This window comes from Superficieibacter sp. BNK-5, from assembly GCF_047456055.1.
Taxonomy (GTDB): Bacteria; Pseudomonadota; Gammaproteobacteria; order Enterobacterales; family Enterobacteriaceae; genus Superficieibacter.
Genome location: NZ_CP179893.1, coordinates 83,149 through 104,139 on the forward strand (window position 1 = coordinate 83,149; position 20,991 = coordinate 104,139).

Sequence of the window (20,991 nt, forward strand, 5' to 3'; positions counted from 1 at the left end):
AGGCAAAACTTATCTAAAAATACTATATCTTGTATGGTTGAACTTTTAGTTAGCTACATCTAGTATCTCATCTTATGAAGCAACACTAACCCGACGCGATATCCGCGCCGCCACTCTCATTCTAAATGGAAATACGAATCATGCGTATTATTATTTACACTCGAAATGATTGCGTTCAATGCCACGCCACCAAACGTGCGATGGAAAGTCGCGGACTGGCGTTTGAGATGGTTAACCTGGATGTCGATACGAATGAAATTGAGACGCTGCGCGCCCAGGGCTATCGCCAGTTGCCGGTGGTCATCGCCGGAGAAACCAGTTGGTCAGGCTTTCGCCCGGATATGATTAATCGTCTTAGCGCCGCGCCCATCGCCGCCCGCGCATGAATACCCTCGTCTTCTTCTCCAGCAGCTCGGAAAACACGCTGCGCTTTATTGAGCGGCTGGGGTTGCCTGCGGTACGCATTCCGCTGAACGAGCGCGAGCGCATCCGGGTAGATGAACCCTACATTTTGATCGTGCCGAGCTACGGCGGCGGCGGAACCGCTGGCGCAGTGCCGCGTCAGGTCATTCGATTTTTAAATGATGAACATAACCGTGCGCTAATTCGCGGGGTGATCGCCTCGGGAAATCGCAACTTCGGCGAGGCTTACGGGCGCGCGGGAGATGTCATTTCTCAGAAGTGCAACGTTCCCTGGCTTTACCGTTTTGAGCTGATGGGCACCCAACGTGATATTGATAACGTGCGAAAAGGAGTGAGCGAATTTTGGCAACGACAACCGCAGAACGCGTAACGCAGGCCGCGCCGGATTATCATGCGCTAAACGCCATGCTGAATCTGTACGACAAAGCAGGCCATATCCAGTTTGAGAAAGATCGTCAGGCGGTGGACGCCTTTTACAGCGCCCACGTCCTGCCCAATACGGTCACTTTCCCGCACCAGGACGCGCGCCTCGACTGGCTGGTTAGCGAAGGGTATTACGATGACAGCGTGCTGGCTCGTTATGACCGCGCCTTTATCGTCGATCTGTTTGCCCATGCGCACGCCAGCGGTTTTCGTTTCCAGACCTTTCTCGGCGCGTGGAAGTTTTATACCAGCTATACGCTAAAAACCTTCGACGGCAAACGCTATCTGGAACACTTTGAAGATCGCGTGACGATGGTGGCGCTGACGCTGGCGCAGGGCGATACCACGCTGGCCCGGCAGCTAACCGACGAAATGCTGTCCGGTCGCTTTCAGCCTGCCACGCCCACGTTTCTGAACTGCGGCAAGCAACAGCGCGGCGAACTGGTTTCCTGTTTTCTGCTGCGTATTGAAGACAATATGGAGTCGATCGGCCGGGCAGTGAATTCGGCGCTGCAGTTGTCCAAACGCGGCGGCGGCGTGGCCTTCCTGCTCTCCAACCTGCGTGAAGCAGGCGCACCGATTAAGCGCATTGAGAACCAGTCTTCCGGGGTGATCCCGGTAATGAAAATGCTGGAAGATGCCTTTTCCTACGCAAATCAGCTCGGCGCGCGTCAGGGCGCAGGCGCGGTCTATCTGCACGCACACCATCCGGATATTCAGCGTTTCCTCGATACCAAACGCGAGAACGCCGACGAAAAAATCCGTATTAAAACCCTCTCGCTCGGCGTGGTGATCCCGGATGTGACTTTCCGCCTGGCGAAAGAGAATGCGCAGATGGCGTTGTTCTCGCCCTACGATGTAGAGCGCATTTACGGCAAACCGTTTGGCGATATTGCAGTCAGCGAGCTTTACGACGAGATGGTCGCCGACGAGCGAATTCGTAAAAAGTACATTAACGCCCGCGATTTCTTTCAGACGCTGGCCGAGATCCAGTTCGAGTCCGGCTATCCGTACATTATGTTTGAAGACACGGTTAACCGCGCCAACCCGATTGCCGGGCGCATCAACATGAGCAATCTGTGCTCGGAGATTTTACAGGTCAACAGCGCCTCCACGTTTGATGAAAATCTCGATTACGCGCAGACCGGGCATGATATCTCCTGCAACCTCGGATCGCTGAATATTGCGCATACGATGGATTCGCCGGATTTTGGCCGTACCGTTGAAGCCGCCGTTCGCGGCCTGACCGCCGTCTCCGACATGAGTCATATCCGCTCGGTTCCCTCGGTAGCGGCGGGCAATGCTGACTCTCATGCCATCGGTCTGGGACAGATGAACCTGCACGGCTACCTGGCGCGGGAAGGTATTGCCTACGGTTCTCCGGAAGGGCTGGATTTCACCAATCTCTATTTCTACACCATCACCTGGCACGCACTGAATACGTCCATGATGATTGCCCGCGAGCGTAACCAGCGCTTCGCCGGGTTCGAGCAATCACGCTATGCCAGCGGCGAATATTTCCGACAGTACCTCGAAAATGACTGGCAGCCCAAAACGACGAAAGTCGCCGAACTGTTTGCACGCGCCGGTATTACCTTACCCACCCGCGCGATGTGGCAGCAGCTTTGCGAGGATGTGAAACGCTACGGCATTTATAACCAGAATTTGCAGGCGGTGCCGCCGACCGGCTCAATTTCCTATATCAACCACGCGACCTCCAGCATTCATCCGATCGTGTCGAAGATTGAAATCCGTAAGGAAGGGAAAACCGGGCGCGTGTACTACCCTGCCCCGTTTATGACCAACGATAATCTGGCCCTGTTCCAGGACGCCTATGAAATTGGCGCGGAGAAAATCATTGATACCTATGCCGAAGCCACGCGCCACGTCGATCAGGGACTGTCGCTGACGCTGTTCTTCCCGGATACCGCCACCACCCGCGATATCAATAAAGCGCAAATTTACGCGTGGAAGAAAGGCATCAAAACGCTGTACTACATTCGCCTCCGCCAGCTCGCGCTGGAAGGCACCGAAATCGAAGGCTGCGTGTCATGCGCGCTGTAAGGAGAAAGGGATGAATCGCCTGTCGCGCGTGAGCGCCGTGAACTGGAACAAAATCCACGACGATAAAGATCTTGAGGTCTGGAACCGTCTGACCAGCAACTTCTGGCTGCCGGAGAAGGTGCCGCTGTCGAATGACATTCCCGCCTGGCAGGGGCTGAGCGCAGCGGAACAACAGCTTACCATCCGCGTTTTCACCGGGCTGACGCTGCTTGATACCATTCAAAACACGGTGGGCGCGCCGGCGCTGATGGCCGACTCGCTCACGCCGCATGAAGAGGCGGTGCTGTCGAACGTCAGCTTTATGGAGGCGGTGCATGCCCGCTCCTACAGCTCGATTTTCTCCACCCTGTGCCAGACCAGGGACGTGGATGCCGCCTATCTGTGGAGCGAAGAGAACGCGCCGTTGCAACGTAAAGCGCAGCTGATCCTGGAGCGCTACCGCGCCGACGAGCCGCTGAAGAAAAAAATCGCCAGCGTGTTTCTGGAGTCGTTTCTGTTCTATTCCGGCTTCTGGCTGCCGATGTATTTCTCCAGCCGCGGGAAGCTGACCAATACCGCCGATCTGATTCGCCTGATTATTCGCGATGAAGCGGTCCACGGTTATTATATTGGTTATAAATATCAGAAAGGGCTGGAGAGACTCAGTGCGGAAGAGCGTGAGGAACTGAAGAATTTTGCCCTCGAACTGCTGATGGATCTCTATGACAACGAACTGGCCTACACCCACGATCTGTATGCCGATACGGGCTGGGAAGAGGATGTTCAGTCGTTTCTCTGTTACAACGCTAATAAGGCGCTGATGAACCTCGGTTATGAAGCGTTATTCCCACCAGAAATGGCGGAAGTGAATCCGGCCATCCTCGCGGCGCTCTCGCCTAACGCCGATGAAAACCACGACTTTTTCTCCGGGTCAGGTTCATCTTATGTGATGGGCAAAGCGGTGGAAACCGAAGACGAAGACTGGAATTTCTGATGATAAATCCTGCCGGGCATCTTTGATGCCCAGCGGTGGATCAGGCACGCGGATGAAGCGGAATGCGTGTCAGGTGTGATACCAGTTCCAGCTCGGCTTTACGGAACGGCAGCCCGTTTTCATCGAAAACATCGTGGAACCAGAGGTGGGCGTAATCACCCTGCTCTTTCAGGACGCCAGGCCACGGCATAAAGGTTTGCGTTTTCCCGCGTACCAGCCCCCACTGATACGACACCACGTTACAGCCATGCATAAGTGGTAGCTGCGCCTCAAAGGTGCTGCCGACGTGACGGGCCAGCCATTCGGTGCAAAACAGCGGACGACCAAATTGCTCCACATGGCGGATCGCGCGAACCATTTTTGCCGTGCCGACATAGGCGTGAAAACTGATCACGTCAGAAAGCTCCAGCGCGGCACGATCGACCGGATGCTGATAAATCTCCTCGTCCGGCTGCGCCGGGTCCTGCGAAAGATGCCAGGCGCTTACGGTCAAAGGCTGAACAGGATCTTCGTCTCGCGCCCACTGGAAGGTTTTCGTCATCAACTCCAGCGCAAAACGCTCCAGCTTTTCATCGTACAGCACCTCTTCGGTCCCGCTGGCAAAGGTGCCGCGGTTGCCCGGCTCGTTGTACAAATCCCAGACGACAATACGCGCATCTTCGCGGAAGGTGCGGATGATATCGCGTACATAGCGTTCGATTTCCGGCCATACCGCATAATCGCACACCTTGTCACGGCCCGGGCTGGCGGCGGCCTGGCTGTTATGTTTGCCGGGCACCGGCGCTTTTTGCGGCCCGAGATAAGGTTCATCGCCGGAGAATCCGCAGTCGTCCATCAGGGTGAGCATGGTACGAAAGCCCTGTTTCGCCGCTATCGTTAAAAAAGCATCGATGCGGCTAATCAGGCCGTCGCGATCGTGCTGCCAGACGATAAACGGCAGATTGATACGCAAGGTGTTATAACCCACGCCCTGCGCCCAGCCCAGTTCTTGATCGATCGTTTGCGCATCGAAGGTTTCGGCCTGCCATAGGTCTGTCCAGTTCACAGCGGTCCGCGGCAGATAGTTAAATCCGCACATCCATCCCTGCTGCTGATACCAGCGATTTGCCTGCTCCTTACTCCATTGTTGACGCATAATTTCTCCTGTGATCGCTCGTAATTAATATTTATTAGCTAATAAATATTACTTAGCATCCTGAACCGCAACATCGCCATGAGGTAATTGTTATGACGATCACATTCCCTCGCTTTTAGGGTTGCGGCCATAAATCCCCTGTCAGGCTATGGTATAGTGGGTCAGAATTCAGATAACCGATGGCAAAGGTTATGAAAAAGAAAGAAAAAATTACCATGAACGATATCGCTCGCGAGGCGGGAGTCTCGCAGGCGACGGTGTCATTGATCCTCAATAATTCACAGAGCATTAAGCTCAGCGATGAAACGCGTCAGCGGGTCATCGTGACTGCGCAAAAGCTGGGGTATAAAAAAATTCCCTCGCCGCATCAACTGGAGGGACAGGAAGAAATTGCTATCCTGGTCAACGCCATGCCCGGCTACGATCCTTTTGTCGATGCGTTTAATCAGGCCCGGGATGCCGCGTGGCGCAACAACGCTCTGCTGACCATTTACGACTACGGTGATGATGGCGAACTGGCTATCCATATTATCCGTCAGCTTGAACAGCGGCGCTGCACCGGGATTATCCTGGCGTCCCCTATCACCAGCGCGATTGATTTCGCACCGTTTGACAATTGCACCCGTATCCCGCTGGTGCTGCTGAATATCTATGACCGTAACTATCCGATGGCGCCGACGTTTCTGCCAAACGATTACGCCAATGCGTTACAGGTTACTCGTCATCTGCTCAGCCAGGGCGCACGACGCATTGCACATATCACCGGCGATCGCTGGATGGACGCCTCGCAACATCGTCTGGAAGGGTATAAGGCGGCGCTGGCACAGGCAGGCATAGAGTTCGACCCTTCACTGGTCATCAGTACTAACTGGCAGCTTAATGAAGCCCGGTGCGCTACCCACCAACTGATGCAGTGTTCACCGCCGCCGGACGCCATATTTTGCGCCAGCGACTGGCTCGCGCTGGGCTGCTATCAGGCGCTGGCCGAATTGCAGATCAGCGTTCCTCAGCAGGTGATGGTGGCCGGCTACGACGATCAGCGCTATACCAGCCAGCTCGCGCCGGAATTAACCAGCGTTCAGCTTCCCTACGCCGAGCTGGGGCGGCTCGCCGTGGAATATCTTTGTGAGGGTGAAGATACGGCCACCCAGGTGATGATGACCGGAAAACTGAGGGTCCGTCAGTCGACCCAGCGTTAGCCATAGTCATTATTAGTCGTCAGGAAATATCGCCTGTTTCCTGGCCGGATATTTCCCAAAGATTGCATATTTATCACACATATATTTCAATTTAGGTTAAGGTTAATAGTGCAAAGCATAATCGTCAGAATCATCCGATTCAGGGCGCTCTTCTGCTGTGGCTTTAAAAAAATATCAACTTTATTCGATTCCCGCTCAGCCCTTATATCATGGGAAATGCCGCCGATCCTGGTGCGGCAATATTCGTGCCAACCGGCAGTGTGAGGGTTGCCACAGATTCTCAGTGTGCTAGGGTATACCGCGGTGATTATTTCTTACAGGTAGCAAATCGACAAAAGCAAATAACGGGAATCTTTTTATTGCATGGCAATTAAATTAGAAGTTAAGAATCTATATAAAGTATTTGGTGAGCATCCACAGCGCGCATTCAAATATATCGAGAAAGGACTTTCGAAAGAGCAAATTCTGGAAAAAACAGGGCTATCGCTTGGCGTTAAAGACGCGAGTCTGGCCATTGAAGAAGGCGAGATATTTGTCATCATGGGATTATCCGGATCGGGTAAATCCACAATGGTACGCCTTCTCAATCGCCTGATTGAACCCACCCGTGGACAAGTGCTGATTGACGGCGTCGATATCGCCAAAATCTCAGATGCTGAACTCCGCGAGGTGCGCAGGAAGAAGATTGCGATGGTGTTCCAGTCATTTGCACTGATGCCACATATGACCGTGCTGGACAATACCGCGTTTGGTATGGAGCTGGCAGGCGTTTCTGCGCAGGAGCGTCAGGAAAAAGCGCTGGATGCGCTGCGTCAGGTCGGCCTGGAAAATTATGCCCACGGCTACCCTGATGAACTCTCTGGCGGTATGCGTCAGCGCGTTGGGCTGGCCCGCGCCTTAGCTATCAATCCTGATATTTTGTTAATGGACGAAGCGTTCTCCGCTCTCGATCCGTTAATTCGTACCGAAATGCAGGATGAGCTGGTGAAATTGCAGGCGAAGCATCAGCGTACCGTGGTCTTTATTTCTCACGATCTGGATGAAGCAATGCGCATCGGCGATCGCATTGCCATTATGCAAAATGGTGAAGTGGTTCAGGTCGGCACGCCGGATGAAATTCTCAATAATCCAGCTAATGATTATGTGCGCACCTTCTTCCGTGGTGTGGATATAAGTCAGGTCTTCAGTGCGAAAGATATTGCCCGCCGTAGTCCGGTAGGGTTGATTCGTAAAACGCCGGGCTTCGGTCCGCGTTCAGCGCTCAAATTATTACAGGATGAAGATCGCGAATACGGTTATGTGATTGAACGCGGCAATAAATATGTCGGCATTGTCTCCATCGACTCCCTGAAAGCGGCGCTCAGCCAGCAGCAGGGTATCGACGCGGCGTTAATCGACTCCCCGCTTGCGGTGGACGCGCAAACGCCGCTCAGCGAACTGCTTTCCCACGTGGGCCAGGCCCCCTGTGCCGTACCCGTAGTGGATGAAGAGCAGCAATACCTCGGCATCATCTCAAAACGCATGTTGCTACAGTCTTTAGATCGCGAGGGAGCTACCAATGGCTGATCAAAATAACCCGTGGGAAACCGCACCTGCCGCAGACAGTGCAGCACAATCCGCTGACAGTGCCGCACAATCCGCCGATGCCTGGGGCGCGCCCGCCGCACCCGCTGACGGTGGTGGAAGCGCCGACTGGCTAACCAGCGCGCCTGCGCCAGCACCTGAACATTTCAATATTATGGATCCGTTCCATAAGACGCTGATCCCACTTGATAGCTGGGTGACGCAGGGGATCGACTGGGTGGTGACCCATTTCCGTCCGGTATTCCAGGGCATTCGCGTGCCGGTGGATTATATCCTCAACGGTTTCCAGCAACTGCTGCTGGGAATGCCTGCCCCGGTGGCGATCCTCGTCTTTACCCTGATTGCCTGGCAGATTTCCGGCCTCGGCATGGGCGTCGCGACGCTGATCTCCCTGATTGCGATTGGCGCGATTGGCGCATGGTCGCAGGCGATGATCACTCTGGCGCTGGTGCTTACCGCGCTACTGTTCTGCGTGATACTGGGACTGCCGCTGGGGATCTGGCTGGCGCGAAATCCGCGCGCGGCGAAAATTATCCGTCCGCTGCTGGATGCGATGCAAACCACGCCCGCGTTCGTTTACCTGGTGCCTATCGTCATGCTGTTCGGGATCGGTAACGTGCCGGGCGTAGTGGTCACCATTATCTTCGCCCTGCCACCGATTGTGCGCCTGACGATCCTCGGTATTAATCAGGTACCGGCGGATCTCATTGAGGCGTCGCGCTCCTTTGGGGCCAGCCCGCGTCAGATGCTATTTAAAGTGCAGCTCCCGCTGGCAATGCCAACCATTATGGCAGGCGTCAACCAGACGCTGATGCTGGCCCTCTCCATGGTGGTTATTGCTTCAATGATCGCCGTAGGCGGTCTGGGTCAGATGGTACTGCGCGGCATTGGCCGTCTTGATATGGGCCTGGCGACCGTTGGCGGCGTGGGGATCGTGATCCTCGCCATCATTCTTGACCGTCTCACTCAGGCCGTTGGCCGCGATTCCCGCAGCCGGGGTAATCGCCGCTGGTACGCGACTGGCCCGCTGGGCTTAGTCACTCGTCCCTTCATCAAATAATCACCCTTGCCCGGCGGCGCAACGTCTGCCGGGCCTGCCCGACCTCACTCAATTAAAAAGGAACAACGATGCGACATAGCACGATTTTAGCCACTGCCCTGGCCACTCTTGTTTCCACCAGCACCTTTGCGGCCGATCTGCCGGGTAAAGGCGTAACCGTTCAGCCGGTGCAGAGCACCATTTCTGAAGAATCCTTCCAGACACTGCTGGTCAGCCGCGCGCTGGAGAAGCTCGGCTACACCGTGAATAAGCCGAGCGAAGTTGACTATAACGTGGGCTACACCTCCATTGCCTCTGGCGATGCGACCTTTACTGCTGTCAACTGGCAACCGCTGCACGACGACATGTATGCCGCCGCCGGTGGCGACAAAAAGTTTTATCGTGAAGGGGTGTTTGTGACCGGTGCGGCGCAGGGGTATTTGATCGATAAAAAAACCGCCGAGCAGTATAAAATCACCAATCTCGCTCAGTTGAAAGATCCGAAGATTGCCAAAATCTTTGATACTAACGGCGACGGCAAAGCGGACATGATGGGCTGCTCGCCGGGCTGGGGCTGTGAAGCGGTTATTAACCACCAGAACAAAGCTTTCGATCTGGAAAAAACGGTTGATGTCAGCCACGGCAACTATTCAGCGATGATGGCGGATACCATCACCCGCTTTAAAGAAGGTAAGCCAATCCTGTATTACACCTGGACGCCATACTGGGTGAGCGACGTGATGAAGCCGGGTAAAGACGTCGTCTGGTTACAGGTGCCGTTCTCTTCGTTGCCGGGTGAGCAGAAAGATATCGATACCAAACTGCCGAACGGCGCGAACTATGGTTTCCCGGTAAACACCATGCATATCGTCGCCAACAAAGCCTGGGCGGAGAAAAACCCGGCGGCGGCAAAACTGTTCTCGCTGATGAAACTGCCGCTGGCAGATATCAACGCCCAGAACGCGATGATGCATGAAGGTAAAGCGTCCGAGGCCGATGTTCAGGGCCACGTTGACGGCTGGATCAAAGCCCACCAGCAGCAGTTCGACGGCTGGGTGAAAGAGGCGCTGGCCGCGCAGAAGTAATCGTTCTGATATCCCCTCCTGCACGGGAGGGGATAACCCCAACCGCACAATCCAACACGCGCCCCTCCCCGTTATCATCAATCATTCGTTATTATGGGTACAACTTAACTAACCATTACTGATAACAATGAATAAATCGAATCAGGCGCTCAGCCCGACGCTTATCGTGCTTATGTCCGTCGCCACCGGCCTTGCCGTCGCCAGCAATTATTATCCGCAACCGCTGCTTGATACCATCGCCAGAGCGTTTTCTCTGACTCCCGGCCAGGCGGGATTTATCGTCACGGTGGCTCAATTAGGCTACGCGGCAGGTCTGCTGTTCCTGGTTCCACTGGGAGATATGTTTGAACGGCGCAAACTGATTGTCTCTATGACGCTGCTTTCGGCGATTGGCTTGTTAATTACCGCCAGCAGCCACTCACTCGCGGTGATGCTCCTCGGCACCGCGCTGACCGGCCTCTTTTCGGTAGTGGCGCAGATCCTCGTCCCGCTGGCCGCCACCCTCGCCACACCGGAAAAGCGCGGTAAAGTGGTGGGAACCATTATGAGCGGTCTGCTGCTTGGCATTCTGCTGGCACGAACGGTAGCTGGCCTTCTCGCCGATCTGGGTGGCTGGCGCACCGTATACTGGGTGGCCGCCGTGTTAATGACATTAATGGCGCTGGCCCTGTGGCGCGGCCTTCCGAAAATAAAACAGGAAAACCACCTTAACTACCCGCAGATCCTCGGCTCGGTATTTACCCTTTTTCTGCGCAACAAGCTGTTGCGCACCCGCGCCATCCTCGGCTGTCTGACCTTTGCGAACTTCAGCATTCTGTGGACCTCGATGGCCTTTCTGCTCGCCTCCCCGCCGTTTAACTATTCAGAAAGCCTGATTGGTCTGTTTGGTCTGGCGGGTGCCGCAGGCGCGCTGGGCGCACGCCCCGCGGGCGGACTGGCGGACAAAGGCAAAGCCCATCTGACAACCACCGTCGGCCTGCTGCTGTTGCTGCTGTCGTGGATAGCCATCTGGTTCGGTCACGCCTCTGTGCTCGCATTGATTATCGGTATCCTGGTGCTCGACCTCACCGTTCAGGGTGTGCATATCACCAACCAGACGGTGATTTACCGCGTGCAACCCGATGCACGTAATCGCCTGACCGCCGGCTACATGACCAGCTACTTTATCGGCGGCGCGGCAGGTTCGCTGATCTCCGCCGCTGCCTGGCAACACGCGGGCTGGGCGGGCGTCTGCGGGGCGGGCGCGGTTATCGCGGTACTGAATTTGCTGGCCTGGTGGCGCGGTTCAGCTCACTAATCTTGTCCGGCGGTGGGATGTTAACCCATCCCGCCGTCTGGTATGGTGTTATAACCTGTTAATTCACGTGATTATCACCCCGGTTATAAATCAAGCAAACTATGGCAAGCCCCGCTCACACTTCCGCTCGTTTTCCGCTTAATCAGGCCACCCTGTTTGAGGGGATCAAAGACAGTCTGCCCATCGTAATCAGTTATATCCCGGTCGCCTTCGCCTTTGGCCTTAATGCCACCCGGCTTGGCTTTTCGCCCGTCGAGAGTCTCTTTTTTTCCTGCATCATTTATGCCGGTGCTAGCCAGTTTGTGATCACTACCATGCTGGCGGCGGGAAGTTCGCTGTGGATTGCGGCGCTGACGGTGATGGCGATGGACGTTCGTCACGTTCTGTACGGCCCGTCCCTGCGCAGTCGGATTGCCACCCGGCTCAGTAAACCTAAAACGGCATTGTGGGCCTTTGGTCTCACCGATGAAGTCTTTGCCGCCGCCACCGCTAAACTGGTGCGCGACAATCGCCGCTGGAGTGAGAACTGGATGATCGGCATTGCCTTCTGTTCATGGGCGTCCTGGGTGCTGGGAACAATTATCGGTGCCTGGTCAGGCAACGGCCTGCTGGCCGGGTATCCCGCCATCGAAGCGGCGATGGGTTTTATGCTCCCGGCCCTGTTCATGAGCTTTCTGCTGGCCTCTTTTCAGCGTAAACAATCGCTTTGCGTCACCGCGGCCCTTATCGGTTCGCTGGCAGGCGTTACCCTGGTATCCATTCCTGTCGCCATTCTGGCGGGCATTACCTGCGGATGCCTGACCGCACTGATACAGGCATCTCTGAAGGAGAAAAAGCATGAGCAGTAGCGTTCTTTTACTCGGTCTGCTGGTGGGCGGCGTGAATTACCTGTTTCGTTATTTGCCGCTGCGCCTGCAATCAGGTCGCCATGCCCCGGAAAAACACGGCGCGTCCGGTGTTCTGCTCGATACTATCGGCATCGCTTCTATTTGTGCATTGCTGGTGGTCTCCAGCGCACCGGAGGTTATCGCTGATGTACAACGCCTGCTGCCCACCCTGGTAGGTTTTGCCGTGCTGGGTATCAGCTTCTATAAGACCCGCAGTATTATTATTCCAACACTCTTGAGCGCTGCCGCCTATGGATTCGCATGGAAATGGCTGACGAATATATAATTGGCAAATATTAATTTAGGTAATTAATGGATTTACTTTATTTGTCACTGTCGTTATTATATCGGCTGAAACTAATGAGGTCATGCCCAAATGGATAGTTCGTTTACGCCCATTGAACAAATGCTAAAATTCCGTGCCAGTCGCTATGAAGAGTTTCCCTTCAAGGAAGTGCTTCTGACTCGCCTGTGTATGCATATGCAGGGCAAACTGCTCGAGAATCGCAATAAGATGTTGAAAGCGCAGGGGATCAACGAGACGTTATTTATGGCGCTAATCACGCTGGAGTCTCAGGAAGATCACAGTATTCAGCCTTCAGAACTCAGCTGTGCGTTAGGATCATCTCGTACTAACGCCACCCGAATCGCCGATGAGCTGGAAAAACGCGGCTGGATCGAACGCCGTGAAAGTGATAACGATCGCCGTTGTCTGCATCTGCAACTGACTGAGAAAGGCCATCAATTCTTACGTGAGGTCCTTCCCCCTCAGCATCAGTGCCTGAACAAACTCTGGTCAGCGCTGAACACTACCGAACAAGAACAGCTTGAGCAGATCACGCGTAAGCTTCTGACCCGTCTCGATCAGATGGACGAAGAAGGCGCAATCCTCGAGGCGTTGCGCTAACGTTTCGTGTCGCTCGCATATCCTGATTAAAAAGAAATTGACAGGCCAGCAGGCCAGAACTGCTGGCCTGTCTGACAAACTGGTCGGCATAAGCCGATGTGAAATAATAAGATCGTGGAGAATAACATGAGCGAAAATGCGGCGATTCCAGCCCCGCAGCAACCGGTTAAGAAGAAGGGCAAGCGTAAACGCCTGCTTCTGCTTTTGACCCTGCTCTTTATTATTATTGCCGTGGCATGGGGAATTTACTGGTTTTTAGTCCTTCGTCATTTTGAAGAGACCGACGATGCTTACGTCGCAGGGAATCAGGTGCAAATCATGGCGCAGGTGTCGGGCAGCGTGACGAAAGTCTGGGCCGATAACACTGATTACGTGCAAAAAGGCGACGTACTGGTCACTCTTGATGAGACCGATGCTCAGCAGGCGTTTGAAAAAGCGCAGACCGAACTCGCCTCCAGCGTGCGCCAGACCCGCCAGCAAATGATTAACAGCAAGCAGTTGCAGGCGAATATCAACGTGCAGAAAACGGCGCTCTCTCAGGCGCAAACCGACCTCAACCGCCGCGTGCCGCTCGGCTCCGCCAACCTGATTGGTCGGGAAGAGTTGCAACATGCGCGTGATGCCGTTGCCAGCGCCCAGGCGCAGCTTGATGTGGCGATTCAGCAGTACAATGCTAATCAGGCGATGATCCTCGGCACCCGCCTTGAAGATCAGCCAGCAGTGAAGCAGGCCGCGACCGAAGTGCGTAATGCCTGGCTTGCGTTGCAGCGTACCAAAATCGTCAGCCCTCTGACCGGCTACGTTTCCCGCCGCTCGGTTCAGCCCGGCGCGCAGATTAGCCCAACCACACCGCTGATGGCCGTGGTGCCCGCCACTAACCTGTGGGTAGACGCTAACTTTAAAGAGACCCAGCTTGCGCATATGCGTATTGGCCAGTCGGTGACCGTCATCAGCGATGTCTATGGCGACGATATCAAATACACCGGTAAAGTGGTGGGCCTGGATATGGGCACCGGCAGTGCCTTCTCGCTGCTGCCTGCGCAGAACGCCACCGGTAACTGGATCAAAGTGGTTCAGCGTCTGCCAGTGCGTATCGAACTGGACCAGAAACAGCTTACTGACCATCCGCTGCGCATTGGTCTGTCTACGCTGGTGACCGTCGATACGACCAATCGCGACGGACAAATGCTGGCGAATCAGGCACGTAAAAATCCGGCATACGAAAGTAACGCCCGCGAAATCAGCCTTGAACCTGTTAACAAACTCATTAATGACATTGTGCAGGCTAACGCAGGGTAATTTAAGGTGAGCGTAATGCAACAGCAAAAACCGCTGGAGGGCGCGCAGCTGGTCATCATGACCATCGCGCTGTCGCTGGCGACCTTCATGCAGGTGCTGGACTCAACCATTGCTAACGTCGCGATCCCCACTATCGCCGGGAACCTTGGCTCGTCACTGAGCCAGGGAACGTGGGTGATTACCTCCTTCGGCGTGGCGAATGCGATCTCCATTCCGATCACCGGCTGGCTGGCAAAACGCGTCGGGGAAGTAAAACTGTTCCTGTGGTCAACGGTGGCGTTTGCGATTGCCTCCTGGGCCTGCGGCGTGTCCAGCAGCCTGACGATGCTGATTTTCTTCCGCGTCATTCAGGGGATTGTAGCCGGGCCGCTGATCCCGCTGTCGCAAAGTCTGCTGCTGAGTAACTACCCGCCCGCCAAACGCTCCATCGCGCTGGCGCTGTGGTCGATGACGGTGATCGTCGCGCCGATTTGCGGGCCGATCCTCGGCGGCTATATCAGCGACAACTACCACTGGGGCTGGATCTTCTTCATCAACGTACCGATCGGCATTCTGGTGGTGCTGCTGACCCTGCAATCGCTGCGCGGACGCGAGACCCGCACCGAGCAACGGCGAATTGATGGCGTCGGGCTGGGGCTGCTGGTGCTCGGGATTGGTAGTCTGCAAATCATGCTCGACCGGGGTAAAGAGCTGGACTGGTTCGCGTCCAGTGAAATCATCGTGCTGACGGTAGTCGCCGTGGTGTCGATTGCCTTCCTGATCGTCTGGGAGTTGACCGACGATAACCCGATTGTCGATCTGTCGTTGTTTAAGTCGCGTAACTTTACCATCGGCTGCCTGTGTATCAGTCTGGCCTATATGCTCTACTTTGGCGCGATTGTCCTGTTGCCGCAGCTATTGCAGGAGGTCTACGGCTATACCGCCACCTGGGCCGGTCTGGCGTCGGCTCCCGTCGGCGTGATCCCGGTACTCCTGTCGCCCATTATCGGCCGCTTTGCACATAAACTGGATATGCGCCGTCTGGTGACGTTCAGCTTTATTATGTATGCGGTCTGCTTCTACTGGCGCGCGTATACCTTCGAACCCGGCATGGATTTCGGTGCCTCGGCGTGGCCGCAGTTTATCCAGGGCTTTGCCGTTGCCTGCTTCTTTATGCCGCTGACCACGATTACGCTTTCCGGCCTGCCGCCGGAGCGCCTGGCCGCCGCATCGAGTCTGTCGAACTTTACGCGAACCCTTGCCGGGTCGATTGGCACCTCAATCACCACTACCCTGTGGACCAACCGCGAATCGTTGCATCATGCGCAGCTCACCGAATCGGTTAATCCGTATAATCCTGAGGCACAGCAGATGTACGATCAGCTTCAGGGACTGGGTATGACGCAGCAGCAGGCGTCCGGCTGGCTGGCGCAGCAAATTACCAATCAGGGGTTAATTATTTCCGCTAACGAGATCTTCTGGATTTCGGCAGGGATATTTATTCTTCTGCTCGGGCTGGTCTGGTTTGCGAGACCGCCGTTTGGTGCAGGCGGTGGTGGCGGTGGTGCCCACTAAATATAATGGGATCTGCGGGTCCCATTTTTTTTGCAATCACTTTTTAACCCGCGTATTATCTCCCCGCCCCGCTCTTTCCGTTCACTTTTCAACCGGTGCTGAGCCATCCGCTCAGTCGTTTTTCCACTGATTGCCCTCCCGCTTGGCCCGATTAACCGCCATGCCAGGGATCGCCACGCTGATTTTCCTCGCGCTGTCAGCTCAACTAAAAAACCGAATAATGGATTATCATGAATACCCAACGAAAATACGGGAGAACCTGGCACTATCCTTTCTCCCCCGGCACCACCAGCGACGATCGTATTAACGCTCACTACTGGCAGGATTTGCAGGCAATCGCTTCCCTGGTGCACACCGAAAAACTGGACGGCGAGAATAATTGCCTCAATCGTCACGGCGTTTTCGCCCGTTCGCACGCCGCGCCGACGGACTCCGCCTGGACGCATAAAATCCGCCAGCGCTGGCAGTTGCTGAAACACGATCTGGGCGATCTGGAACTGTTTGGCGAAAATCTGTATGCCGTGCATTCCATTGAATATCACCAGCTTGAGCAGGACTTTTACCTGTTTGCCGTGCGCTGCAATGAAACATGGTTGAGTTGGGAAGAGGTGAAGTTCTACGCCGCGCTGTTTGATTTCCCCTGCGTACCGGAAATCACCATTGACCCGCCGGGGAACAGTGAGCCAGCATGGCGTCAGCACGTTCTGGCGCATACCGATAGCCGCGGCGCATTTTCGCCATTTGATGTCCATACCGGCCAGCCCTGCACAATGGAAGGTATCGTGAGTCGCAACGCTGACGCCTTCCCGGTGGCGGATTTTGCCCACAACGTTTTTAAATACGTGCGGAAAAACCATGTCAAAACTGACCAGCACTGGAAACGCCACTGGCGGCGTGCGCGAATGGCATGGGAATTTCAATCAGGAGAAAAAGCATGATCTGGACGATGAGCCAGACGCAAAGCTGGCCTGACCTTCGCCAACAATTCAGTTGGGTAGAAGAAATGCACGACGTGCCCCAGGACGCGCATCATCACGCGGAAGGCAATGTTGGCATTCATACGGAAATGGTGCTTGATGCGCTACGTGCGCAAGCCGGCTATCAGGCGCTGGAGCCTCAGCAGCAGGCGCTGTTATGGGCCGCTGCGCTGCTGCACGATGTTGAAAAACGCAGCACCACGCGTATTGATGAAGAGGGACGCATCTCCTCTCCTGGTCACGCGCGCAAAGGGGAACTGACCGCCAGAGAAATTCTCTTTCGTGATATTCCCACGCCGTTTGTGCTGCGTGAACAGATTGCCTCGCTGGTACGCCTGCATGGCCTTCCGCTATGGCTGCTTGAGCGCCCTGCCCCCGAACGGTTACTGCTTAGCGCGGCGATGCGGGTTGACACCCGGCTGCTGGCGATGCTGGCCCGCGCCGATGTCGAAGGTCGGGAGTGCGCCGATAAAAACGCAATTCTGGATCGCATCGCGTTATTTGAACTGTTTTGTCAGGAGCAGCAGTGCTGGGGTCAGGAACGTCCATTCCCTTCCCCCGCAAGCCGCTGGCACTATCTGACACACCCGGACAGCGCACCGGGTTTCGAGCCGTGGATTGAGCAGCCTTTCGACGTGATTTTGCTCAGCGCTCTGCCGGGGATGGGCAAAGATCGCTATATTGCGGCGCACTGCCACGGTATGCCGGTCATCAGCCTTGATGATATACGCCGTCGCCTCGGCGTGACGCCGGAAAACCGGGCGGCGACGGGGCGTATCGTCCAGCAGGCAAAAGAAGAGGCCCGGATATTGCTGCGGCAAAAAATGCCGTTCGTCTGGAATGCAACGAACATCACCCGCCAGCTACGCACGCAATTAGTCTCGCTTTTTACCGCCTATGGCGCGGAGGTCAACATTGTCTATCTGGAAGTGCCATATCAGCAGTGGAAGCAGCAGAACAGGAACCGACAGCATGCGGTGCCGGAGACGGTTTTACAGCGGATGTTAACGAAGCTGGAGGTGCCGCAGCCTGATGAGGCGCAGCGCGTGGAGTATCGGGTTACCGACCCGTAAAACAAGGCGGGCAGAGATATCCCTGCCCGATAGCCACTAGATATGCAGTTCCTGCAATTTCTCTTTCGGCAATTTCAGCTCTTCGTTACTGTTCACGCGCACGTCATGATCAAGAATATGACGTGCAATGTCCTGCGCTTCCGCCAGAGAGTGCATGTGATACGTACCGCACTGGTAGACGTTCAGCTCAGGGATCTGCTTCTGATCCTGAACTTTTAATACGTCGGCCATTGCTGCTTTCCACGCATCGGCAACGCGCTGCTCATCAGGCGTACCAATCAGGCTCATGTAGAAGCCGGTACGGCAGCCCATTGGCGAAATGTCGATAATTTCAACACCGTTGCCGTTCAGGTGATCGCGCATAAAGCCTGCAAACAGGTGCTCCAGCGTATGAATCCCTTTTTCCGGCATCACTTCTTTGTTCGGAATGCAGAAACGCAGGTCAAACACGGTGATGGCATCGCCATGCGGCGTGTTCATGGTTTTCGCCACGCGCACCGCTGGGGCTTCCATACGAGTATGGTCAACAGTAAAACTATCTAATAACGGCATTCTGTCTCCTCCATGCTATCTTTATGTCTGTAAATTCAGCAGGTTACACTTAACCTTTTACTCTGAATTTCTCATCACTGTGGATAGCGTAATTTTTTTTAAATTAAAATGAACTCTTTAGAGCTGGGCGAGTCTGAATATATGAAAGACGCGCATTTGTTATCATCATCCCTGATTTCAGAGATGTAAATTTTGGCCACAGTGATGTGGCCTTTTTCTTTTGTATCAGGCATGTCTCGCCAGAACGGCTTCAAACGACTCAGTATCTGCCGCCTCAGCCTCACGCTGGCGTTCCCATGAGGCTTTACCCTCGGCAATAAAATCATCTTCGCTCAGGATTTCCAGCGGCTCTTCCCGCAGGGTGGCGCGGTACTCTGCTGCCAGTTGTTTACCCGTCCCGCCAATCCCCTGCTCTTTCATCATGCGCAGAATACGCGCCGAGAAGGTCAGCTCCGGATTGTCGAAACAGGCGACCAGTTCATCACATACCTTCTGATAGGCGTCAGAACCTTCAATGCCGTCCAGCGTTTGCGCGACACGGCGCAGGTCGCGGAACAGATCTTTGCCGACCTGCACCAGCGGGAACTGGGCGCTTTCGCAGCCGATGCCCAGCGTGAGACCCGGCTTACGCCCTTCGAGGATCACCCGGTTCCAGTTGGTACGCGTACACAGCAGCTCCTCGCTGCTCATTTCCGGCGCATCCGCCAGCGCACACCAGACCATAAACAGGTCGAGGAAACGTACCTGCTGCTCGTCCACGCCAATCGGCGAGAACGGATTGATATCCAGCGAACGCACTTCAATATATTCAATGCCGCCGCGCAGCAACGCATCCGACGGCGTCTCCCCGCTACGGGTAACGCGTTTCGGACGGATCGGCGCATACAGCTCGTTTTCAATCTGCAAAATATTGCTGTTGATTTGCAGATACTTACCGTCTTTTTGTAGACCCATTTTGGCATAGTCTTCAGAAGGCGTTTTAATCGCCCGCTTCAACCCTGCCACATAAGTCTGCAAATCGTTAAACGTAATACCGAGATTGCTTTGCGATTTATTGGTATAGCCAAGATCGCTCAGGCGCAGCGAGGTCGCCCAGGGCAGATAGCACATGCCGCTTTCGGTTTTTTCAAACGGTAGCGTGGTGGGTTTGCCCTGCAAGAAAGAGGAACAGATGGCGGGTGACGCACCAAATAAATACGGGATCACCCAGCCAAAACGATAGTAATTGCGAATCGAGCGGAAGTAACCTGCTGAGATTTGCTCTTTGCCGCTCTCAACGTCCGTTACGCCGCATTTCGCCTGCCAGAAGGCCATCGGCAGAGAGAAGTTGTAATGCACGCCGGAGATGGTCTGCATCAGCGCGCCATAGCGATTTTTTAAACCTTCACGATAAAGCGTTTTCAAACGCCCCATGTTTGAGGAGCCGTACTGTGCTAATTCGATGTCCTGACCATTTTCGATATAGCACGGCATGCTCAGCGGCCACATCCGCTCCTCGCCAATCTGACGGGCAGTATAGCGATGGACGTCACGCATAAAGCTCAGCATGTGCTGGATATCGCCGTCTACCGGCGTAATAAACTCCAGTAAGGCTTCAGCAAAGTCCGTGGTGATCCATTGATGCGTGAAGGCCGCCCCTAAGGCTTCAGGGTGTCCGGTCGTTGCCAGCGTACCGTCTTCATTTACGCGCAGCGTTTCCCGCTCAAGTCCGCGTTGAATGCCTTTTATTGCCTGTGGATTTTTTTCCAGCCAGGCCAGCGCCTGTGATACGTCCGGGATCAAATTGACCTCCCGCCTGTCGAATTCATTGTAATAATCATAGTAGTGCTACCATGCCATGCCTGCGGAAACAAACGCCCAAGAATAACGTTAGTTACCCCTACAGCGCTATTAGCCATTGTTGCTATTCAAACTAAAAGTCAGGGGTATTTAAAGCAGTCGGACGTCTACTGCATCCATACCCGCCAGTCGCGCCGCCTGCAGACCAAAATCAGCGTCTTCAAACACGACACATTTTTCCGGAACAACGCCCATTTTCTCAGCACATAAAAGAAAGGTGTCAGGAGCTGGTTTATGGTTTTTAACATGATCGGCCGCCACGACCGCTGCAAAATAGTGGCGCAGATTCAGATGCGCCAGCAGTGCTTCCGCTACGGCGCTCTCGCTACCGGTTCCCACCGCCATTGGTCGACGTCCATACCATGTTTTGACTACTTCAATGAGCGGCAACGGCTGCACGGTATCAAGGAGCATCGCTTTTACCGCATCGGTCTTTTCGCGCGCCAACTGGTAAGGATCGAGATCGGCCTGATTGAGTTCGATAATCGCCTGCGCAATACGCCAGGTAGGAGAACCATTCAACGCGACCATGGCCGCCATATCAAAACGCAGGCCGTAGCCGCCGAGGACATCATTCCATGCTTTACGGTGTGTCGGTTCGGTATCGAGGATGGTGCCATCCATATCGAAAATCAAACCCTCATAACGCTCGTACATCGTGTTCTCACCAACCAAATGACA

General features: G+C 54.8%; 20 protein-coding genes. 16 read left to right on the top strand and 4 right to left on the bottom strand.

Features of this window, described 5'->3' with window-relative positions; genetic code table 11:
* The first annotated feature begins 125 nt into the window (after positions 1 to 125).
* The 4 genes from nrdH to nrdF are packed head-to-tail and all read left to right on the top strand — an operon-like array spanning position 126 to position 3,883.
* Positions 126 to 386, top strand: coding sequence for a glutaredoxin-like protein NrdH (gene nrdH, locus ACMGGS_RS00450; RefSeq protein WP_414164584.1), 261 nt, complete (start codon positions 126 to 128; stop codon positions 384 to 386).
* Positions 383 to 793, top strand: coding sequence for a class Ib ribonucleoside-diphosphate reductase assembly flavoprotein NrdI (gene nrdI, locus ACMGGS_RS00455; protein WP_414164585.1), 411 nt, complete (start codon positions 383 to 385; stop codon positions 791 to 793). The genes nrdH and nrdI overlap by 4 nt, the downstream gene beginning before the upstream one ends.
* Positions 766 to 2,910 (top strand): class 1b ribonucleoside-diphosphate reductase subunit alpha, encoded by a 2,145-nt coding sequence (gene nrdE / locus ACMGGS_RS00460; protein WP_414164586.1) that lies wholly within the window; start codon positions 766 to 768, stop codon positions 2,908 to 2,910. The genes nrdI and nrdE overlap by 28 nt, the downstream gene beginning before the upstream one ends.
* 10 nt (positions 2,911 to 2,920) lie before the next feature.
* Positions 2,921 to 3,883 carry a class 1b ribonucleoside-diphosphate reductase subunit beta gene (gene nrdF / locus ACMGGS_RS00465; RefSeq protein ID WP_414164587.1) on the top strand — a complete coding sequence of 321 codons (963 nt, stop codon included), beginning with the start codon at positions 2,921 to 2,923 and terminating at the stop codon, positions 3,881 to 3,883.
* 40 nt (positions 3,884 to 3,923) lie between these two features.
* Here the strand turns inward: nrdF and ACMGGS_RS00470 are convergent, their stop codons facing one another.
* A complete protein-coding gene (locus tag ACMGGS_RS00470; protein ID WP_414164588.1) occupies positions 3,924 to 5,018 on the bottom strand; it encodes a 1,4-beta-xylanase in 1,095 nt (364 codons plus the stop codon).
* 191 nt (positions 5,019 to 5,209) lie between these two features.
* On the opposite strand from ACMGGS_RS00470, the gene ACMGGS_RS00475 reads away from it, so the two are divergent.
* The 12 genes from ACMGGS_RS00475 to ACMGGS_RS00530 all read left to right on the top strand — a co-directional run bounded on the left by ACMGGS_RS00475 (position 5,210) and on the right by ACMGGS_RS00530 (position 17,919).
* Positions 5,210 to 6,217: a LacI family DNA-binding transcriptional regulator gene (locus tag ACMGGS_RS00475; RefSeq protein ID WP_414164589.1), complete on the top strand. Its 1,008-nt coding sequence runs from the start codon at positions 5,210 to 5,212 to the stop codon at positions 6,215 to 6,217.
* A gap of 363 nt (positions 6,218 to 6,580) precedes the next feature.
* Positions 6,581 to 7,783, top strand: coding sequence for a glycine betaine/L-proline ABC transporter ATP-binding protein ProV (gene proV, locus ACMGGS_RS00480; protein WP_414164590.1), 1,203 nt, complete (start codon positions 6,581 to 6,583; stop codon positions 7,781 to 7,783).
* A complete protein-coding gene (gene proW / locus ACMGGS_RS00485) occupies positions 7,776 to 8,861 on the top strand; it encodes a glycine betaine/L-proline ABC transporter permease ProW (protein WP_414164591.1) in 1,086 nt (361 codons plus the stop codon). Before proV ends, proW begins: the two co-directional genes overlap by 8 nt.
* Before the next feature lie 68 nt (positions 8,862 to 8,929).
* Positions 8,930 to 9,925 (top strand): glycine betaine/L-proline ABC transporter substrate-binding protein ProX, encoded by a 996-nt coding sequence (gene proX / locus ACMGGS_RS00490; protein ID WP_414164592.1) that lies wholly within the window; start codon positions 8,930 to 8,932, stop codon positions 9,923 to 9,925.
* A gap of 127 nt (positions 9,926 to 10,052) precedes the next feature.
* Entirely contained in the window at positions 10,053 to 11,222 is a 1,170-nt protein-coding gene (locus tag ACMGGS_RS00495) for an MFS transporter (protein ID WP_414164593.1), read from the top strand.
* Between the two features lie 101 nt (positions 11,223 to 11,323).
* Entirely contained in the window at positions 11,324 to 12,070 is a 747-nt protein-coding gene (locus ACMGGS_RS00500; RefSeq protein WP_414164594.1) for an AzlC family ABC transporter permease, read from the top strand.
* Positions 12,060 to 12,395, top strand: a complete 336-nt coding sequence (gene ygaH / locus ACMGGS_RS00505; protein WP_414164595.1) for an L-valine transporter subunit YgaH — start codon at positions 12,060 to 12,062, stop codon at positions 12,393 to 12,395. The genes ACMGGS_RS00500 and ygaH overlap by 11 nt, the downstream gene beginning before the upstream one ends.
* Positions 12,396 to 12,485: 90 nt before the next feature.
* Positions 12,486 to 13,016 (top strand): transcriptional repressor MprA, encoded by a 531-nt coding sequence (gene mprA, locus ACMGGS_RS00510; RefSeq protein WP_176919982.1) that lies wholly within the window; start codon positions 12,486 to 12,488, stop codon positions 13,014 to 13,016.
* Between the two features lie 126 nt (positions 13,017 to 13,142).
* Complete coding sequence (gene emrA, locus ACMGGS_RS00515) at positions 13,143 to 14,315, top strand: multidrug efflux MFS transporter periplasmic adaptor subunit EmrA (protein ID WP_414164596.1); 1,173 nt, start codon at positions 13,143 to 13,145, stop codon at positions 14,313 to 14,315.
* Positions 14,316 to 14,330: 15 nt separating this feature from the next.
* Positions 14,331 to 15,869, top strand: a complete 1,539-nt coding sequence (gene emrB / locus ACMGGS_RS00520) for a multidrug efflux MFS transporter permease subunit EmrB (RefSeq protein ID WP_176919984.1) — start codon at positions 14,331 to 14,333, stop codon at positions 15,867 to 15,869.
* Positions 15,870 to 16,099: 230 nt separating this feature from the next.
* Complete coding sequence (locus tag ACMGGS_RS00525; RefSeq protein WP_414164597.1) at positions 16,100 to 16,807, top strand: RNA ligase family protein; 708 nt, start codon at positions 16,100 to 16,102, stop codon at positions 16,805 to 16,807.
* Entirely contained in the window at positions 16,804 to 17,919 is a 1,116-nt protein-coding gene (locus ACMGGS_RS00530) for an AAA family ATPase (protein WP_414164598.1), read from the top strand. Before ACMGGS_RS00525 ends, ACMGGS_RS00530 begins: the two co-directional genes overlap by 4 nt.
* A gap of 36 nt (positions 17,920 to 17,955) precedes the next feature.
* Here ACMGGS_RS00530 and luxS read toward each other — a convergent pair whose 3' ends face one another.
* From luxS to yqaB, 3 genes are all read right to left on the bottom strand, one after another.
* Complete coding sequence (luxS, locus tag ACMGGS_RS00535) at positions 17,956 to 18,471, bottom strand: S-ribosylhomocysteine lyase (RefSeq protein ID WP_176919987.1); 516 nt, start codon at positions 18,469 to 18,471, stop codon at positions 17,956 to 17,958.
* A 225-nt stretch (positions 18,472 to 18,696) separates the two neighbouring features.
* Positions 18,697 to 20,253: a glutamate--cysteine ligase gene (gshA, locus tag ACMGGS_RS00540; RefSeq protein WP_414164599.1), complete on the bottom strand. Its 1,557-nt coding sequence runs from the start codon at positions 20,251 to 20,253 to the stop codon at positions 18,697 to 18,699.
* A 147-nt stretch (positions 20,254 to 20,400) separates the two neighbouring features.
* Positions 20,401 to 20,967: a fructose-1-phosphate/6-phosphogluconate phosphatase gene (gene yqaB / locus ACMGGS_RS00545; RefSeq protein ID WP_414164600.1), complete on the bottom strand. Its 567-nt coding sequence runs from the start codon at positions 20,965 to 20,967 to the stop codon at positions 20,401 to 20,403.
* Between the last annotated feature and the right edge of the window lie 24 nt (positions 20,968 to 20,991).